Source organism: Planotetraspora kaengkrachanensis (genome assembly GCF_016862895.1).
In the GTDB taxonomy this organism is placed as follows: domain Bacteria; phylum Actinomycetota; class Actinomycetes; order Streptosporangiales; family Streptosporangiaceae; genus Planotetraspora; species Planotetraspora kaengkrachanensis.
Genome location: NZ_BONV01000013.1, coordinates 82897 through 98654, shown reverse-complemented (window position 1 = coordinate 98654; position 15758 = coordinate 82897). Strand labels below are relative to the sequence as shown.

Below are 15758 nucleotides of genomic sequence, written 5' to 3'. Positions count from 1 at the left end.
AATGCTCGCACGCATGCGACTTGTGGCACGATTCGTATGTGCTGGTCGTACTCGTCTTAGCCGGTCTCGCCGTCCTCTTCTGCGTGTGGATGGTGTCGCTCGGCCACGGCGGTGAGCTGGCCGTATTCCACCCGGACACGCCTCCGACCGAGCTGCCCGACGCCGGTCACGTGACCGCCGCCGATCTCATGAGCCTGCAGCTCCCCCTCAGCCTGGTCGGCTATCACACCCAGGTCGTGGACGAGGCCCTCTACCGGTTGTCGACCGCGCTCGGCGAGCGGGACACCCGGATCGCGGTGCTGGAGCAGCGCGTGGCGGATCTGCTGGCCGACCGGCTCCATTCGCGGCAGGAGGCCTTCGCACGGCCGCCCGCGCCGGCCGCCGCCGAGCACAGGCCCGAGATCCCCGCCAAGATCCCCGAGATCCCCGCGAAGACACCTGAGGTGCCCGCGAAGACGCCTGAGGTGCCCTCCAAGACCGCGGCGGGCGCCTGGGAGGACGACCGCACGGACGCGGAAGAGTCATGGTGAACCGGTGCGGGTGGGCCACCTCGGCCCCGGACTACATCGCCTACCACGACGACGAGTGGGGGCGTCCGGTCCACGGCGACGACCGGGTCTACGAGCGGATCACGCTGGAGGCGTTCCAGTCCGGCCTGTCGTGGCTGACCATCCTGCGCAAGCGGGAGAACTTCCGGAGGGCCTTCGCCGGGTTCTCGATCCACGCGGTCGCCGCGTTCGGCGAGTCCGACGTCGAGCGCCTGATGAACGACGCCGGCATCGTCAGGAACCGGGCCAAGGTCGACGCGGCGATCGCCAACGCCAGGGCGGCGGCGGACCTGCCGGACGGCCTGTGCCGGCTGGTCTGGAAGTTCGCGGACCCGTCCTCGCCCACGCCGGCCGGCCTCGGCGACGTGCCCGCGCAGACCGCGGCGTCGAAGGCGCTGGCCAAGGAGCTCAAGAGGCACGGGTTCCGGTTCGTCGGCCCGACGACGGCCTACGCGCTGATGCAGGCGATCGGCCTGGTCAACGACCACGTGATCGACTGCTGGGTGCGCGAGGAGGTCAACGCCCTTCGAACCGCGGGGTCTCCCTGTTGAGGAAGGCCTTCGTCGCGGCCAGATGATCGGCCGTGGCCGCGCACTCGTCCTGCAGGCCGGCCTCGCGGTCGAGCGCGTCGGCGAGCGGATGGGAGGCGGCGAAGTCGAGCGCCCGCCTGGTCGCGGCGTAGGCCAGGGTGGGCCCCTGCGCCAGGCGCAGCGCCAGCTCGCGGGCCGTGGACACCACGTCCTCGCCCGGCACGACCTTGGTCACCAGGCCGAGCTCCAGCGCACGCGCGGCGTCGACGGTTTCGCCGAGGAGCAGCATCTCCCTGGCCACGGCCGGCCCCACGAGGCGCTGAAGGGTCCAGGAGGCGCCGGAGTCGGGCGCGAGGCCGATCCCGGTGAACGCCATGGCGAACTTCGCCCTCTCGGCGGCGATGCGGAAGTCGCACGCGAAGGCCAGCGACGCCCCGGCTCCCGCGGCCACGCCGTTGACGGCGGCCACCACCGGCTTGTCCATCGAGGTGATCGTGAGCACGATCGGGTTGTAGTGTTCGCGCACCGTGTTCGCGAGCCCGAGGCCGGCGTCCAGGTTGTCCGCGTGCTCGCGCAGATCCTGTCCCGCGCAGAAGGCCCGCCCCGCCCCTGTCAGCAGGACGGCGCGCACGGACGCGTCCCCCGCGGCCCGCCGCAGCGCCGCGAGCAGCTCGCCCTTCATGGCCGCGGTCAGCGAGTTCATCGCGTCGGGGCGGTCCAGGGTGACCGTCGCGACCGCCTGCTCGACCTCGTAGCCGACACTCATCTCACGATCCCCCATCCAGGTTGCGGTCGACGAAGGCCGCCGCCGCGGGAAGCAGCCGGGCCGCCTCCTGCTCGAAGAAGGCGCGGGCCTTGTCGCCCGGCCATCCCGGAGGCAGCAGTTCCGCCGGCAGGCCGGGGTCGCGGAACAGGAAGTTGCGCCAGCCGTGCACCAACCTGCTCCGGACCGCGAAGACCTGGTGGTCCGGGGGGTTCCCCGGCAGCGATCCCACGAGATCCACGGCGCCGGCGAGCCAATCCTCGTACGCTCCGGCGATGCCGTCCAGATCCCACGCCTGGGCGACGAGTTCGCGAGGGTCGCCCTCGAGCGCGGCGTCGAAACGGTGGGCGGGCAGCCGCAGCGCGTCCAACTCGGGTGAGGCCCACGGCCCGACCCAGGTGGTCTCCGACAGCGGGGCGTAGCCGAGGAAGGCCAGATCGGCCCGGATCCGCTCCCGCCTCGCCCGTTCCTTGACCGGTTCGAGCACCAGCACGTGCCACCGTCCCCGCCATTCTGCAGCGCCCGCCCGGTAGACCCGCGTGGCGGTCTCGTCGAGCCGCCGCTCGCATTTCGGCGTGACCGCATACCCCGGCCCCTGCGGCAGCCGTACCGGGTCGAGCCACCCCTGCCGGACCATGCGGGAGATCGCGGTCCGTACGGCGGGGGCGGCGACGTCGAGGGGCGCGAGCAGCCTGACGAGGGCGGCCACCGAGGCACGTCCGTGACGTGTGCGGAGGTGGTCGCCGTAGAGGTCGAAGAGTGCGGCTCGGGCGTTCATCCCTCTCAGTTTGAGGGTCTGGATCGCTCTCCGACAATGCGTCTGAGGCCTTATTGATCGACTGACCGGAGCCGGGCCGTTACCTTTTTGAGCTCGGAGGCGGGATAATAGAACATCACAGAAACGTGAATGCGCCGGTCACCCTTCGGGGTGGCCGACTACGCGGGAAGGGATACACGCATGGCGGCGATGAAGCCACGGACTGGCGACGGTCCGCTGGAGGTCACCAAGGAAGGACGGGGCATCGTCATGCGGGTCCCTCTCGAGGGTGGCGGTCGACTCGTCGTCGAGCTCTCGGCGGACGAGGCCGGCGCCCTCGGAGACGCGCTGAAGACCGTGGTCGGCTGAGGTTCCAGCCGACCTGTTCGACTTTTCGGCCCTGGTGACGGGATCCCCCCGCGCCGGGGCCGCCCTATTGGAGGCGTTCGTGCCAATTGAGACCACGTTGACCGTTGTTGACCGGCTCGCCGACGACGCGGAGCTGACCGCGGTGCCCTTCGGGGCGGACCTCGCTCCCCCCGTCGAGCTGCCCGTGCCGGTGACCGCCCTTCTGTCCCACCACGAAGCCAAGGGCGAGCCTGGCGAGGTCTTCGAGGTTCCCGTGGTCCGTGGGGACGGCGTCGGCCGGGTCCTGCTCTACGGCATGGGCGACAACACCGCCCCCGCTCTGCGCAAGGCGGGCGCGGCCGTGGCGCGGAAGGCCAAGGGACGGCACTCCCTTTCCGTGCTGGTCCCCCCAAGCGATGACGTGAGCGCTCTCGTGGAGGGCGCCCTGCTCGCCTCCTACACGTTCAGGATCGGCGAGACCCGCACGCGCGCGGTGGAGGAGATCGTCTTCACGGGCGCCGACGAGCAGGCCGTGCGCCGCGGCGAGGTCGCCGCCCGCGCCACCGCTCTCGCCCGCGACCTGACCAACACCCCGGCCGACGTGGCGACCCCCGAATGGCTGGCCGACCAGGCCCGGCTGATCGCCGCCGACCACGGCCTGGCCGTACGGGTCTGGGCGGGCGAGGACCTCGGCCCCTTCGGAGGCATCAGGGCGGTCGGCCAGGGGTCGATCCACCCGCCCAGGTTCGTCCAGCTCCAGTACACGCCGGAGAACGCCGGAGACGGCACGCCGCACGTGGTCCTGGCGGGCAAGGGCATCACGTTCGACACGGGCGGTCTGTCCCTCAAGCCCACCGAGGGCATGAAGACCATGAAGAGCGACATGGCGGGCGGCGCCGCCGTGATGGCCGTGATGAGCGCCCTGACCGCCTTCGACGTGCCGGTCCGGGTGACGGGTCTGATCGCCTGCGCGGAGAACGCCATCTCAGGCTCGGCCCAGCGGCCGAGCGACGTCATCACACAGTACGGCGGGCGCACGGTCGAGGTGCTCAACACCGACGCCGAGGGCCGGCTGGTGCTGGCCGACGCCCTGGCGTACGCGGACGCCGAACTGGACCCCGACGCGATGATCGACATCGCCACGCTCACCGGTGCGGCGAAGGTGGCGCTCGGCCCCTCCATCGGTGCGCTCTACGCCACCGACGAGTCGCTGGCCGACTCCCTGCTCCGTGCGGGCGAGGTCGGCGGAGATCGGTTCTGGCGCATGCCCCTGGTCGAGGACTACCGGTCCGACCTGGACTCGGACGTCGCCGACCTGACCAACGTCGACCGCAAGATGTCCGGCGCCGCCGGGTCGGTCATCGCGGCGCTGTACCTGCGGGAGTTCATCGGCAAGCGGCCGTGGGCGCATCTGGACATCGCCGGGCCCGCGCGGTCGACCGCGGATGAGGGCCACCTCACCAAGGGCGCGACCGGCTTCGGCGTCCGGATGTTGCTTAGCTACCTGGCCGACTAGGCGGGCAGCTTCACCGCGACCAGGAGACCGTCGCCCAGGGGGAGCATGAGCGGGCGCAGCCGCTCATCCTCTCGGACCATCCGGCCGAGTTCCCGGACGGCGACGGTGTCCGGGTCGCGCCGGGTGGGGTCGGCCACCTGGTCGCGCCAGAGGGCGTTCGCGAAGGCCACGATGCCGCCGGGGCGCAGCAGCCGGACGGACTCGTCCAGATAGTCGAGGTACTCCTGCTTCGCCGCGTCACAGAAGACCATGTCGTAGCCGCCGTCGGCCAGGCGGGGCAGCACGTCGAGGGCGCGGCCTCCGATGAGGCGGATCCTGCTGCCGGAATATCCGGCCTCAGCGAACGTCTGCCTGGCCATGCGCTGATGCTCCGGCTCGACGTCCACGCTGGTCAGCGTGCCGTCCGGTCGCATCCCGCGCAGGAGCCACAATCCGGAGACGCCGCATCCGGTGCCGACCTCGACCACTGATCGGGCACCGGCGACGGTCGCGAGGAAGCACAAGGCCGCCCCGCACCCGGGCAGGACCGGGGTCGCTCCCACCTCGATGCCGCGTCGGCGTGCCTCCTGGAGGATCTCGTCCTCTGGGACGAAGTCCTCCGCGTACTCCAGGCTGGCCGGAGTCGCCATCGGCCTCTCCTTCCCCTGGTTCATGTTGGTCCGCAGCCTAGGGGAGTCGGACCGGAACGGGAACTCACGCCACAACGGTGACGTTGCACGCTTTGGACGGTCTTTGTTCAAGGCCGTTCGGCTCGCGGTGCGCGGGAAGGGGCGAAACCAGGCACTATGGCTGTAGCGACGATCCTGCAGAGAGGAATGCCGGTGGACGAGCACGACCACCAGGCGGAGACTTCGGTGTCCGGCTGGACGCCTCCCACCTGGGAGGAGGTCGTCCGAACGCATTCCGCGCGGGTGTACCGCCTGGCTTTCCGGCTGACGGGCAACGTGCACGATGCGGAGGACCTCACCCAGGAGGTCTTCGTCCGCGTGTTCCGTTCCCTCTCGAGTTACACGCCGGGGACGTTCGAGGGCTGGCTGCACCGGATCACGACGAACCTCTTCCTCGACATGGCGCGCCGCAGGCAGCGCATCCGGTTCGAGGGCCTCGCCGACGACGCCGCCGAGCGGCTGCGCGGCCGGGAGCCCTCGCCCGCCCAGGCCTACGACGACGCGCACCTGGAACCCGACATCCAGGCGGCGCTCGACGCCCTGGCGCCCGAGTTCCGGGCCGCGGTCGTGCTGTGCGACATCGAAGGACTTTCCTACGAGGAGATCGCCGCGACGCTCGGCGTGAAGCTCGGAACCGTCCGCAGCCGCATCCACCGGGCCCGGGCGCAACTCCGGGAGGCTCTGGAACACCGCGCGCCTTCCACGGACAGAAGCGGCGATCAGTTCCCCCCGTCATTCAGCAGGGAGGGACTGTGAATCACCTTGGCGAGCGCGTCTCCGCGCTCATCGACGGCGAACTCGGCCACAGCGAGCGTGAGCGGGCGCTCGGCCACCTGACGTTCTGCGCGGACTGCCGCGCGGAGGTCGACGCGCTGCGGGCGCTGAAGAGCCGCCTTCGCTCCATGGAGCCGCCGGCCATGCCGGCCGACCTGACGATGTCCCTGCTGAGGATGTCGGAGCCGGGAGGGCCGCTCCCGCCGCGGATGCGCCCCTTTCCCGACCACCCGGCGTTCGGGTCCACCGGCCTGCCGGGGATGCACGGCATCGCCCCGCTCGACAACCGGCCGGGGCGTCCCGGCGGGATGTCCGGGCCGGGGAGACGGCCGAACCGGGCCAGGCGTGCCGGATATGTCGCCGTGGGCGTCGCCTCCGCGGCGGTGGCCCTCGGGACGATGTTCATGGTCGGGGGTTCCGGCGCCCACCAGGACCCCGGCCCCGAAGTGCTGTTCGTACATCCGGCGCAGGACCCGGCGCCCTTCGTGAGGGTCTCGCCGACTCCGTCAGGCAGTGCCAGCCCGCGGTTGTCCCGCTGACCACGGGATACGGCATAGCATCAGGCGTTGCCGTCGTCGCGTGAGGAGTGGCTGCCCAGATGACCGATCACACGCGTTCCTCCAGCGCGTCGGACCGGCCTGAGTTCCTCCCCGTGGGCGGGGAGCCCGGCTGGGGTCCTCCCAGCGGGCCCCAGCCTCCGCTGGGCGTCCATGGGGCCGGTCAGGGCTGGGCGCCTCCCACGCCGTATCCAGGCCTCCTGCCGGGCGGTCCGCCGTCGGCCGGCCCGATGGCGCCGCCCCGGGCGCGGGCCGGATTGCCGGCCCTGCTGGCCCTGGTCATCGCGCTGATCGCGGGCGGGGTGGCGAGCGTGGGCACCTGGCTGCTGACCCGGCCGCCCACGGGCACCGATCCCGGATACTCCCTGACCCTCCCCGCGGCCGGTTCGACCGCCCGTCCGCCCGACACCGTGGCCGGGGTCGCGGCCAAGGTGCTGCCCAGCGTCGTCTCCCTGGAGGTCAGGGGCAACAGCGAGGCGGGCACCGGCTCGGGGTTCGTCATCAAGGGCGGCTACATCGTGACCAACAACCACGTGGCCGCGGTCAGCGGGCAGGGCGGCGAGATCAAGATCCGGTTCAACGACGGCAACTCGTCGAGCGCCAGGATCGTCGGCCGCGATCCCAACTCCGACCTCGCCGTGGTCAAGCCGGACGGCAAGGTCACGGCTCCAGAACTGCCTCTCGGCAACTCCGACAGTGTGGTCGTCGGAGATCCCGTCATCGCCATCGGCTCGCCTCTCGGCCTCGCCGGCACCGTGACCACCGGCATCGTCAGCTCGCTCAACCGGCCGGTGGAGGCGGGCGGCTCGACCGGTTCCGACTACGCCCTCATCAACGCGATCCAGACCGACGCGGCCATCAACCCCGGCAACTCGGGCGGCCCCCTGGTCAACGCCGCGGGGGAGGTGATCGGCGTGAACTCGGCGATCGCCGCGGTCGGCGGCTCTCCGGCCCTGGGCCAGCAGACCGGCAGCATCGGCCTCGGCTTCGCGATCCCGGTCAACCATGTGCGCAGGATCACCCAGGAACTCATCACCACCGGCGTCGCCAGGACCTCGCGGATCGGCATCACCATCGACCAGGCCTACCAGGGCGAGGGCGTGCGGATCGCGACGGGCACCGAGTCCGGGGAGCCCCCCGTGACCCCCGGCGGCCCCGCGGCTGAAGCAGGCCTGGCGCCGGGGGACGTCATCCTGGAGGTCGACGGCAAGCCGGTGGGGGGCAGCCGCGAGTTGGTGGTCACCATCCGGAGCAAGGCGCCCGGGGACAAGGTGACGATCAGGTTCCAGCACGAAGGCCAGACGAAGACGGCCACCGTAACTGTCGGCGCAGCACCCGTCCCGGCGGTGCGGCCTTCCTGAGGCCCGGTCCAGGGCCGGAAGGGGGGGTATTAGGCTGAACCCAGTTCGTTGCTAATTGAGGAGATCACCGTGTTCGGACTCGGCTGGTGGGAGATCCTGGCGCTCGTGGTGATCGGCCTGCTCGTGTTCGGCCCGGACAAGCTGCCCCAGGCTGCCTCTCAGGCCGGCAAGACGTTGCGGCAGCTTCGCGCGATGGCCAACAACGCCAAGGCGGACCTCCAGGCCAACCTCGGCCCGGAGTTCTCCAACTTCGACCCGGCCGACCTCAACCCGAAGACCTTCGTGCGCAAGCACCTGCTCGACGACATCGAGAACGACTGGAACGGCACGCCTGACGCCGCTCCCCAGCCGGTCGAGGCCGCCGAGCCGGAACTCGGTTTCGGGGAGATCCCGCCCTACGACAACGAGGCCACGTAGGCCCCGCGGTCAGCGTTTGGTGGGTGAGATGTCCAGCTTGAGGCCCTTGAGGCTGGTGGACTTCTTGCCCAGACCGGCGGCGATCCTGCGCAGTTCGGCGGACGCCGGCGCGTCGGGATCGGTCAGTACGAGAGGCTTGCCCTCGTCGCCGCCCTCACGCAGGCGCAGATCGATCGGCACCTGGCCGAGCAGCGGCACCTGGGAGCCCAGCGTGCGGGTGAGCGCGTCGGCGACCGTTTGACCGCCGCCCTCGCCGAAGACCGCGATGCGCTCGTCGCAGTGCGGGCACGGCAGCCAGGCCATGTTCTCGATGACGCCCGCGATCTGCTGGTGGGTCTGCGCAGCGATGGATCCCGCGCGCTCGGCGACCTCGGCGGCCGCCTGCTGTGGGGTGGTGACGATGAGGAGCTCGGCCGTGGGCATCCGCTGGGCCACGGAGATCGCGATGTCGCCGGTGCCGGGCGGCAGGTCCATCAGCAGCACGTCGAGGTCGCCCCAGAAGACGTCCGCGAGGAACTGGTGGAGGGCGCGGTCGAGCATCGGCCCGCGCCAGACCACCGGCGTGTTGCCCTCGGGCTTGAACATGCCGACCGAGATGACCTTGATGTCATGCGCCACGGGCGGCATGATCATGTCTTCGACCTTGGTGGGCCGGTCGCTCACCCCGAGCATCCGCGGCACGGAGTGGCCGTAGATGTCGGCGTCGACGATGCCGACCTTGAGACCGGAGGCGGCCATCGCGGCGGCCAGGTTGACGGTGACGGACGACTTGCCCACACCGCCCTTGCCGCTGGCCACGGCGAACACGCGGGTCAGCGAGCCGGGCCTGGCGAAGGGGATCTCCTTCTCCGGCCCCCGGTCGCCGCGCAGCTTGGTCTGCAGGGTCTTGCGCTGTTCGGTGCTCATGACGTCCATGTCCACGTGGACACGGGCGACGCCGTCGAGCTTGGAGACGGCGGCGGTGACGTCGCGGGTGATGGTGTCCCTCATGGGGCAGCCGGAGACCGTGAGGAAGATGCCGACGCGCACCACCCCGTCCGGGGAGATATCCACGCTCTTGACCATGTCGAGGTCGGTGATCGGCCGACGAATCTCAGGGTCGTTGACCGTCGCCAGGGCGGCCGTTACCAATTCTGGGGATGGTGCCATGAATCCATGCTATGGACTCTCGCGCGGTCCGACGAACGCGGGTGTGCCTGCGTCCACGAGGATTTGTGCCAACAGGAGACCAATGGGAACCGGCTTAAGGAAAGGGCTGAAGTAGCGATGAGGCATCTCGGGATCCTCGCTCACAGCACCGAAGGCGCCGCCCTGTGTTTCCTGTCCTTCTGCCAGGAGGGATTCGCCGCCCTCGGCCCGCATGAGCACCCGGACGTGACCATGGACTGCATCGCACTCGCGCGCAGCATGCCCGCCTGGGACGCGGGGGACCACGCCTCGATCAGGGACACGCTGGCGGTGAGCGTGGCGAGGCTCGCGAGGGCGGGGGCGGACTTCTTCGTCTGCCCCGACAACACCGCCCACATGGCGCTGGAACTGCCCGGAGCGGATCTGGCGCTGCCGGGCCTGCACATCGCCGACGTCGTGGCCGACCGTGCCGCCCGCGACGGCCGTACGCGGGTCGGGGTGCTGGGCACCCGGTATCTCATGGACGGCCCGCTCTATCCCGCGGCGTTCGAAAGGCGGGGAATCGCGGCCGAGGTGCCGGACGCGGGGGACAGGGAGATCGTCAACGAGGTCATCTTCGAGGAACTGCTGGCCGGTGTGGTCTCCGAGCGGGGACGGCGAGAGTACGCGCGCGTCATCGGGCGGCTCGCGGAGCGGGGCTGCGACGCGGTGGCCCTCGTGTGCACGGAGATTCCTCTCCTCGTGACGCCGGACGTCTCCCCGCTTCCGACGCTGGACTCGACCCGCCTGCTCGCCAGGGCGGCCTTCGACGTGGCCGTCGGGCGCGCGCCGCTGCCGGACTGGCACGGCGGGCCGTACGGGGAGGCCGGTGCGGGCGGAAAGAACGGGGAGGCCGGTGCGGGCGGGGAGGACGGTCAGGAGGCCCGGCCGGACAGCTCGTCCTGAAGCCGCTGGAGTTCGGCCCGCAGGTAGTCCCTGGTGGCGACCTCGCCGACGGCGATCCGCAGGCCGGCGATCTCCCTGGTGAGGTATTCGATCTCCGCCTGGTTGCGGTCGGCCGTGATCCTGTCCTGCTCGTACTGGATCCGGTCCCGGTCGGCCTGCCGGTTCTGCGCGAGCAGGATCAGGGGGGCGGCGTACGACGCCTGGAGGGAGAGCATGAGCGTCAGGAAGATGAACGGATAGGGGTCGAAAGCGAAGGGCGTGAACGCGTTCCACGCCAGCCAGACCGAGACGAACACGGTCATGTAGACGATGAAGCGCGCGGTGCCGAGGAACCTGGCGATGCGTTCGGAGAGGCGTCCGAAGGCCTCGGGGTCGTAGTAGAGCCGGACCCGGGGGGCCAGGTCGCGGGGCTGGTCGAGGCGTTCGGTCATGTCGCTCAGTCGTGCCTTTCCCGCCAGTCCTCGGGCAGCATGTGGTCGAGCACGTCGTCCACGGTCACCGCGCCGAGCAGGCGCCCGAGCTCGTCGACGACGGGGATCGCGACCAGGTTGTAGGTGGCCAGGTAGGAGGCCACCTCCCGGAGGCTGAACTCCGGCCTGATCGGGTCCAGGGTGATGTCTATCATGGCGCCGAGCAGGGTGGACGGCGGCTCTCTGAGCAGCCGCTGGAAGTGCGCCACGCCGAGGAACCTGCCGGTCGGCGTCTCGGTGGGCGGCCGGGTCACGTACACCTCGGCGGCGACGGCGGGGGTCAGCTCCCGCTGGCGGATGTGCGCGAGCGCCTCGGCCACCGTGGCGTTCGGCGGGAGCACGACCGGCTCGGACGTCATCATTCCGCCGGCGGTGTCCTCCGGGTAGGTCAGCAGCCGCCGGACGGGGGCGGCCTCCTCGGGGACCATCAGCCGCAGCAGCGTCTCCGCCTGGTCGGACGGCAGCTCCTGCAGCAGGTCGGCGGCGTCGTCGGGGCCCATCTCCTCCAGCACGTCGGCGGCCCGTTCCTTGCGGAGCTGGCTCAGCACGACCACCTGGTCGCGCTCGGGCAGCTCCTCGAGCACGTCGGCGAGCCGGTCGTCGTCGAGGGCGGCCGCCACCTCGGCCATCCGCTTGCCGGGCAACTCGTGGAGCATGTTGGCCAGATCGGCCGGGCGCAGGGACTCGAACGCCGCGAGCAGGTTGGCCGCGCCCTGGTCCCGCTGCGTGATCCCGAAGCCGGTGACCTCGTCCCAGTCGACGACGAAGGTCTCGCCCCGCCTGCGGGTGCCCTTGCGGATCGCCACCTTCACGATCTGCCAGTCGGACGGCCGTGTCTGCTCCATGGCGAGATCGAGGACGGTGACCGGCTCGCCCTTGTACTGCACGCCGAGGTCGAGCATCTCGCCGATGGCCAGCGTCTCGGCGTTCCTGCGTTCGAAGCGGCGCACGTTGAGCTTGCCGGTGAAGATGACCGCGCCCGACTCGATGCTGGTGATGCGGGTGATCGGCAGGAACACCCGGCGGCGCGGCTGTACCTCGACGACGAAGCCGTGGACCCGTGGCGGAAGGGGGCCGCGGAGGGAGACCACGACGTCGCGGATCCGGCCGATCTGGTCCCCGGCCGGATCGAACACGGCGAGGCCCGCCAGTCGTGCCACGAAGATCCGATCCACGCTGTTCAGGCTACGCGTAGATGCGAGCAAGATACCGATATGACAGCATCAAGAGCACCTAACAGTAATTACATGGGCAGGTGGGCATGCGGGCTGTGAGCCTGGCGATCGCGTTCGTTTCGGCCGTCTGTTTCGGGTTCTCCGGCCCGATGGCCAAATACCTCGGAGCCGCCGGTCTCACACCACTGGAATCCGTCTGGGTGCGCATGGCCGGATCCGGGGTGCTCCTGATCCTGGCCCTCGCGATCGTCCGGCCACGGGCGTTGCGCATCCCCCGTGCGCGCCTGCCGTTCTTGGTCGCATACGCGGTCGTCGCGGTCGCGGCGGTCCAGACCCTGTTCTTCCTGGCCATCACGCGGCTGCCGGTCGGCATCGCGCTGCTCATCGAGTACACCTCTCCCGTCATCGTCGTGTTGTGGGTGCGATTCGTCCGGCGGGTACGGCTGCCGCGGGCGGCCTACCTCGGCGCGCTGATCGCCGTCGTCGGACTGGCGATCGTGGTCCAGGTCTGGGAGGGCCTGCGGCTCGACGCGCTGGGGCTTGCGATCGCCCTCGTCGCGGGCGCGTGCTGCGCCGGATATTTCCTGATGAGTGATTCATTCTCCGATGACGTGGACACGTTCGGCCTCATCGCCTGGGGGATGGCCGGCTCGGCGGTCGTCCTGCTGCCGATCTCGCAGCCCTGGAACATCCCGTGGGAGGCGTTCGGCACCACCGTCGCACTCGGCGGCCACTCCCTCCCGGTGGCGGGTGCCGTTCTGTGGCTCGTGCTGGTCGCCACGGTCATCGCGTACTTCACCGGGGTGACGGCGGTCCGCCGCCTGTCCGCCGCCGTCGGCGCCACCGTCGCCTCACTGGAGGTGATCGCCGGCGCGGTCATCGCCTGGATCCTGCTCGGTGAGCACCTGGGCGCCGCCCAGATCGTGGGCGGCCTGATCGTGCTCGCAGGGGCGCTGCTCGCCCAGTCGGCGACCGTACGGCTCGCGCCGGAGACGCCGGAGGCCGCCGAGGCCGTACGGGTGTGAACGACGCCCCCAGGGGCGCGCAGGCCGTTCCTCAGCGGGGCGTCAGCCGTACGACCGTGGAGTGCGCGGCCCAGCGGGCGGTCAGGCCGGAGGCGTCGGGGGCGTTGAGACGCTCCTTGGCGAGCGCCGCGATCGCATCCGGCTCCGCCGCCTGGTCGACGATCTCGACCGAGGCGGCGAAGCGGACCAGTTCGGCCCCGTTGTCCTTGCTGCGGAGCGTGACCTCGGTCTCGTCCGCCTCCGTGAGGCCGGGCAGATCCTGCTCGCCGCCACCGGTCACGACGTAGATCGCGCCGTCATGCCAGGCGTGCCAGGCCAGTCGGCGTCCGATCCACACGACGCCCGACTTCTTGGCGCCTTCCTCGATCACCGGCAGGCTCATGCGATCAGCCTAGCTCCGGCCGGTGAGCTTCCACGCGGCCGGAAGGAGACCGGCGGCGATGAGAACCTTCAGGCCGTCGCCGATCAGGAAGGGCACGACGCCCTGCGCGAAGGCGGTCGGCAGGTCGATGCCGGTGGAGACCATGAGCCACGGCATGCCGATCGCGTAGATCAGCACGGTGCCCACGGCCATGGTGCCGACCGTCCGCCACGGAGTGCGGTCGCCGCCCCTGCCGGCGAGCGCCCCGACCACGCTCGCGGCGAGGAAGAAACCGACCACGTACCCGAGCGTCGCGTCACTTGACGCGGCGAACAGCGGCACCCCGGCGAGACCGGCGACCAGGTAGAGGGCCATGCTGATCGCGGCACGGTGCAGGCCCAGAGCGGCGCCGGAGAGCAGGACCGCGAAGGTCTGCAGGGTCACGGGGACCGGGGTGCCCGGCACCGGGAAGCTGACCTTGGCGGACAGCCCGGTGAGCAGGGCCGCGCCCGCGATCAGCGCGATGTCGCGGACGAGCCTGCCCGGGATGAGGTCGGACAGTACGGCGGGGCGGGTCCCGGCGGCGGCGTTGGCCATGAATGGCTCCCTCTCGACTGTTGCCTCCGGCTGAACCGGCGCGGAGGATCACTTTGCCGATGTCCATTCTTGGGCAGCGCCGAGGAAAGCCGTACGGGGGCGGCACCAAGAACAAGTGGAGCGATTTGTACGGAAGGCACAGTTGCCCACCCCCGCAACACCGGACAAGCCGGTCACCTGGCGCGTGCCGGTTGTAGCAGGTCTACGAACGGCTGTGGTCGCGCCCGCCCGCACCTGTGCTCGGCGGGGCCGTTTCTCGCTACGGTGTGGGCCATGCGCGCTCGACGTTCCTGCCTCGCCGTGCCCGGCAGCAACCCCCGGTTCCTGGAGAAGGCACAGGGACTGGCCGTCGACGAGGTCTTCCTCGATCTGGAGGACTCGGTCACCCCCGGGGCCAAGAAGGACGCACGCTCGAACATCGTCGCCGCCCTGCGCGACGGCGACTGGACGGGCAAGACCGTGGTCGTCAGAGTGAACGACCTCACGACCGAGTGGACGTACCGCGACGTCATCGAGGTCGTCGAGGGTGCGGGCGACCGGATCGACTGCGTGATGTTGCCGAAGGTCGAGGACGCCTCCCACGTCACCTGGCTCGACACCCTGCTCGGCCAGATCGAGCGAGCCACCGGCCTGCCGGAGGGCGGGATCGGGATCGAGGCCCAGATCGAGAGCGCCCGGGGACTGGTCGCCGTGGACGACGTCGCGGGAGCCTCGCCACGCCTGGAGACGCTGGTGTTCGGGCCCGCCGACTTCATGGCGTCCATCGGCATGCGGACCCTCGTCGTCGGCCGGCAGCCACCCGGATACGACGAGGGCGACGCCTATCACTACATCCTCATGCGGATCCTGATGGCGGCCAGGTCCCACGACCTCCAGGCCATCGACGGGCCCTACCTGCAGATCCGCGACGTGGACGGCTTCCGCAAGGTCGCGCGCAGGGCGGCGGCCCTGGGGTTCGACGGCAAGTGGGTGCTGCACCCGTCGCAGGTGGAGGCCGCCAACGAGGTGTTCTCGCCGTCTCAGGAGGACTACGACCACGCGGAGTTGATCCTCGACGCGTACGAGTACTACACGACCGTCGAGAAGCGGGGCGCGGTGATGCTCGGCGACGAGATGATCGACGAGGCCTCACGGAAGATGGCTCTCGTGGTCTCGGCCAAGGGCCGCGCGGCCGGCCTTCCCCGCACGACCTCCTTCACTCCTCCCGCGTCGTGACGTCCGGGTCCTACAGCCGGACGCCGAGTGTGGTGAAGAACCAGAACGACGAGGTCAGCCAGAGCCCGATCAGCGCGGTGAACACGAGCCCGCCGAGGACCGGCAGGGTCCAGCCGGGCAGGCCCCGTCTGGGCAGCGAGAGCATCTTGGCCGTGAAGACGCCGTAGAAGAAGCAGCCGAGCAGCGAGTGGATCATGACTCGGGGGCTGTCGTACTGGGCGCCCAGCGCGTACAGGCAGTGGAAGGCCACCGGGATCGTCAGCAGGAAGGCGATCCGGCCCGACCAGCGGTGCAGCGGGGCGAGCCAGGCGGACCGCGTGCCCGCCTTGCTCCACATCGCCATTGCCGACAGGACCTGCACGATCGCGAGCAGGGCCGCGCCGGTGGTCAGCCAGGCCTTCATGGCCAGGGGACCGGAGAACCCGGCCACGCCGACGGCGAAGCCGGTCGGGGCGTGCACCCTGCCGTACAGGCCGAGCGCGACGGCGACCAGGGCTCCGACGCCGAGAGGGACGAGCAGCGGGACGACGCTCCGCTTGGTGAGGACGGTGGTGTGGGTCACGGAGGGCTCCTCGATCGACGGCGGCGAAGGGTTCGGCGCGG

The 15758-nt window shown here is 70.6% G+C and carries 20 protein-coding genes; 11 read left to right on the top strand and 9 right to left on the bottom strand.

The genetic code is table 11. The features are described 5' to 3' along the window. Positions 1-38: 38 nt before the first annotated feature. Positions 39-530, top strand: a complete 492-nt coding sequence (locus Pka01_RS16320) for a hypothetical protein (protein ID WP_203883604.1) — start codon at positions 39-41, stop codon at positions 528-530. After that, positions 524-1099 carry a DNA-3-methyladenine glycosylase I gene (locus tag Pka01_RS16315; RefSeq protein WP_203883603.1) on the top strand — a complete coding sequence of 192 codons (576 nt, stop codon included), beginning with the start codon at positions 524-526 and terminating at the stop codon, positions 1097-1099. The genes Pka01_RS16320 and Pka01_RS16315 overlap by 7 nt, the downstream gene beginning before the upstream one ends. On the opposite strand, the gene Pka01_RS16310 is transcribed toward Pka01_RS16315, so the two are convergent. Beyond that, positions 1065-1844 (bottom strand): enoyl-CoA hydratase-related protein, encoded by a 780-nt coding sequence (locus Pka01_RS16310; protein ID WP_239115044.1) that lies wholly within the window; start codon positions 1842-1844, stop codon positions 1065-1067. The genes Pka01_RS16315 and Pka01_RS16310 overlap by 35 nt on opposite strands. Before the next feature lies 1 nt (position 1845). Beyond that, positions 1846-2619 carry a PaaX family transcriptional regulator gene (locus tag Pka01_RS16305; RefSeq protein WP_203883601.1) on the bottom strand — a complete coding sequence of 258 codons (774 nt, stop codon included), beginning with the start codon at positions 2617-2619 and terminating at the stop codon, positions 1846-1848. A 180-nt stretch (positions 2620-2799) separates the two neighbouring features. On the opposite strand from Pka01_RS16305, the gene Pka01_RS16300 reads away from it, so the two are divergent. Next, positions 2800-2967, top strand: coding sequence for a DUF3117 domain-containing protein (locus Pka01_RS16300; protein WP_203883600.1), 168 nt, complete (start codon positions 2800-2802; stop codon positions 2965-2967). A gap of 79 nt (positions 2968-3046) precedes the next feature. Further along, positions 3047-4462 carry a leucyl aminopeptidase gene (locus Pka01_RS16295; protein WP_203883599.1) on the top strand — a complete coding sequence of 472 codons (1416 nt, stop codon included), beginning with the start codon at positions 3047-3049 and terminating at the stop codon, positions 4460-4462. Here Pka01_RS16295 and Pka01_RS16290 read toward each other — a convergent pair. Next, positions 4459-5091, bottom strand: a complete 633-nt coding sequence (locus tag Pka01_RS16290; protein WP_239115043.1) for an O-methyltransferase — start codon at positions 5089-5091, stop codon at positions 4459-4461. The genes Pka01_RS16295 and Pka01_RS16290 overlap by 4 nt on opposite strands. 186 nt (positions 5092-5277) lie before the next feature. Between Pka01_RS16290 and sigE the strand changes: the two genes are divergently transcribed. The 4 genes from sigE (at position 5278) to Pka01_RS16270 (ending at position 8239) form a co-directional block, all read left to right on the top strand. Beyond that, a complete protein-coding gene (sigE, locus tag Pka01_RS16285; protein ID WP_203883742.1) occupies positions 5278-5886 on the top strand; it encodes an RNA polymerase sigma factor SigE in 609 nt (202 codons plus the stop codon). Further along, positions 5883-6443 (top strand): anti-sigma factor family protein, encoded by a 561-nt coding sequence (locus Pka01_RS16280; protein ID WP_203883597.1) that lies wholly within the window; start codon positions 5883-5885, stop codon positions 6441-6443. Before sigE ends, Pka01_RS16280 begins: the two co-directional genes overlap by 4 nt. Before the next feature lie 59 nt (positions 6444-6502). Next, on the top strand, positions 6503-7822 hold the full coding sequence (locus tag Pka01_RS16275; RefSeq protein WP_203883596.1) for a S1C family serine protease: 1320 nt from the start codon (positions 6503-6505) through the stop codon (positions 7820-7822). 69 nt (positions 7823-7891) lie between these two features. Continuing rightward, positions 7892-8239 (top strand): sec-independent translocase, encoded by a 348-nt coding sequence (locus tag Pka01_RS16270; protein ID WP_203883595.1) that lies wholly within the window; start codon positions 7892-7894, stop codon positions 8237-8239. A 9-nt stretch (positions 8240-8248) separates the two neighbouring features. Here the strand turns inward: Pka01_RS16270 and Pka01_RS16265 are convergent, their stop codons facing one another. Further along, positions 8249-9388 (bottom strand): Mrp/NBP35 family ATP-binding protein, encoded by a 1140-nt coding sequence (locus Pka01_RS16265; protein ID WP_203883594.1) that lies wholly within the window; start codon positions 9386-9388, stop codon positions 8249-8251. Positions 9389-9505: 117 nt separating this feature from the next. Between Pka01_RS16265 and Pka01_RS16260 the strand changes: the two genes are divergently transcribed. Then, a complete protein-coding gene (locus tag Pka01_RS16260; protein WP_203883593.1) occupies positions 9506-10312 on the top strand; it encodes an aspartate/glutamate racemase family protein in 807 nt (268 codons plus the stop codon). Here the strand turns inward: Pka01_RS16260 and Pka01_RS16255 are convergent. Beyond that, positions 10282-10743 (bottom strand): DUF1003 domain-containing protein, encoded by a 462-nt coding sequence (locus Pka01_RS16255; protein ID WP_203883592.1) that lies wholly within the window; start codon positions 10741-10743, stop codon positions 10282-10284. The genes Pka01_RS16260 and Pka01_RS16255 overlap by 31 nt on opposite strands. A gap of 5 nt (positions 10744-10748) precedes the next feature. Beyond that, positions 10749-11957 (bottom strand): magnesium transporter MgtE N-terminal domain-containing protein, encoded by a 1209-nt coding sequence (locus tag Pka01_RS16250; protein ID WP_239115042.1) that lies wholly within the window; start codon positions 11955-11957, stop codon positions 10749-10751. A gap of 86 nt (positions 11958-12043) precedes the next feature. Between Pka01_RS16250 and Pka01_RS16245 the strand changes: the two genes are divergently transcribed. Further along, entirely contained in the window at positions 12044-12982 is a 939-nt protein-coding gene (locus Pka01_RS16245; RefSeq protein ID WP_203883591.1) for an EamA family transporter, read from the top strand. A gap of 31 nt (positions 12983-13013) precedes the next feature. On the opposite strand, the gene Pka01_RS16240 is transcribed toward Pka01_RS16245, so the two are convergent. Continuing rightward, positions 13014-13364 (bottom strand): hypothetical protein, encoded by a 351-nt coding sequence (locus Pka01_RS16240; protein WP_239115041.1) that lies wholly within the window; start codon positions 13362-13364, stop codon positions 13014-13016. Between the two features lie 9 nt (positions 13365-13373). After that, positions 13374-13940 (bottom strand): biotin transporter BioY, encoded by a 567-nt coding sequence (locus Pka01_RS16235; protein WP_203883590.1) that lies wholly within the window; start codon positions 13938-13940, stop codon positions 13374-13376. A 273-nt stretch (positions 13941-14213) separates the two neighbouring features. On the opposite strand from Pka01_RS16235, the gene Pka01_RS16230 reads away from it, so the two are divergent. Then, positions 14214-15155, top strand: coding sequence for an HpcH/HpaI aldolase/citrate lyase family protein (locus Pka01_RS16230; RefSeq protein WP_203883589.1), 942 nt, complete (start codon positions 14214-14216; stop codon positions 15153-15155). A gap of 10 nt (positions 15156-15165) precedes the next feature. On the opposite strand, the gene Pka01_RS16225 is transcribed toward Pka01_RS16230, so the two are convergent. Then, positions 15166-15717 carry a DUF6529 family protein gene (locus Pka01_RS16225; protein ID WP_203883588.1) on the bottom strand — a complete coding sequence of 184 codons (552 nt, stop codon included), beginning with the start codon at positions 15715-15717 and terminating at the stop codon, positions 15166-15168. Between the last annotated feature and the right edge of the window lie 41 nt (positions 15718-15758).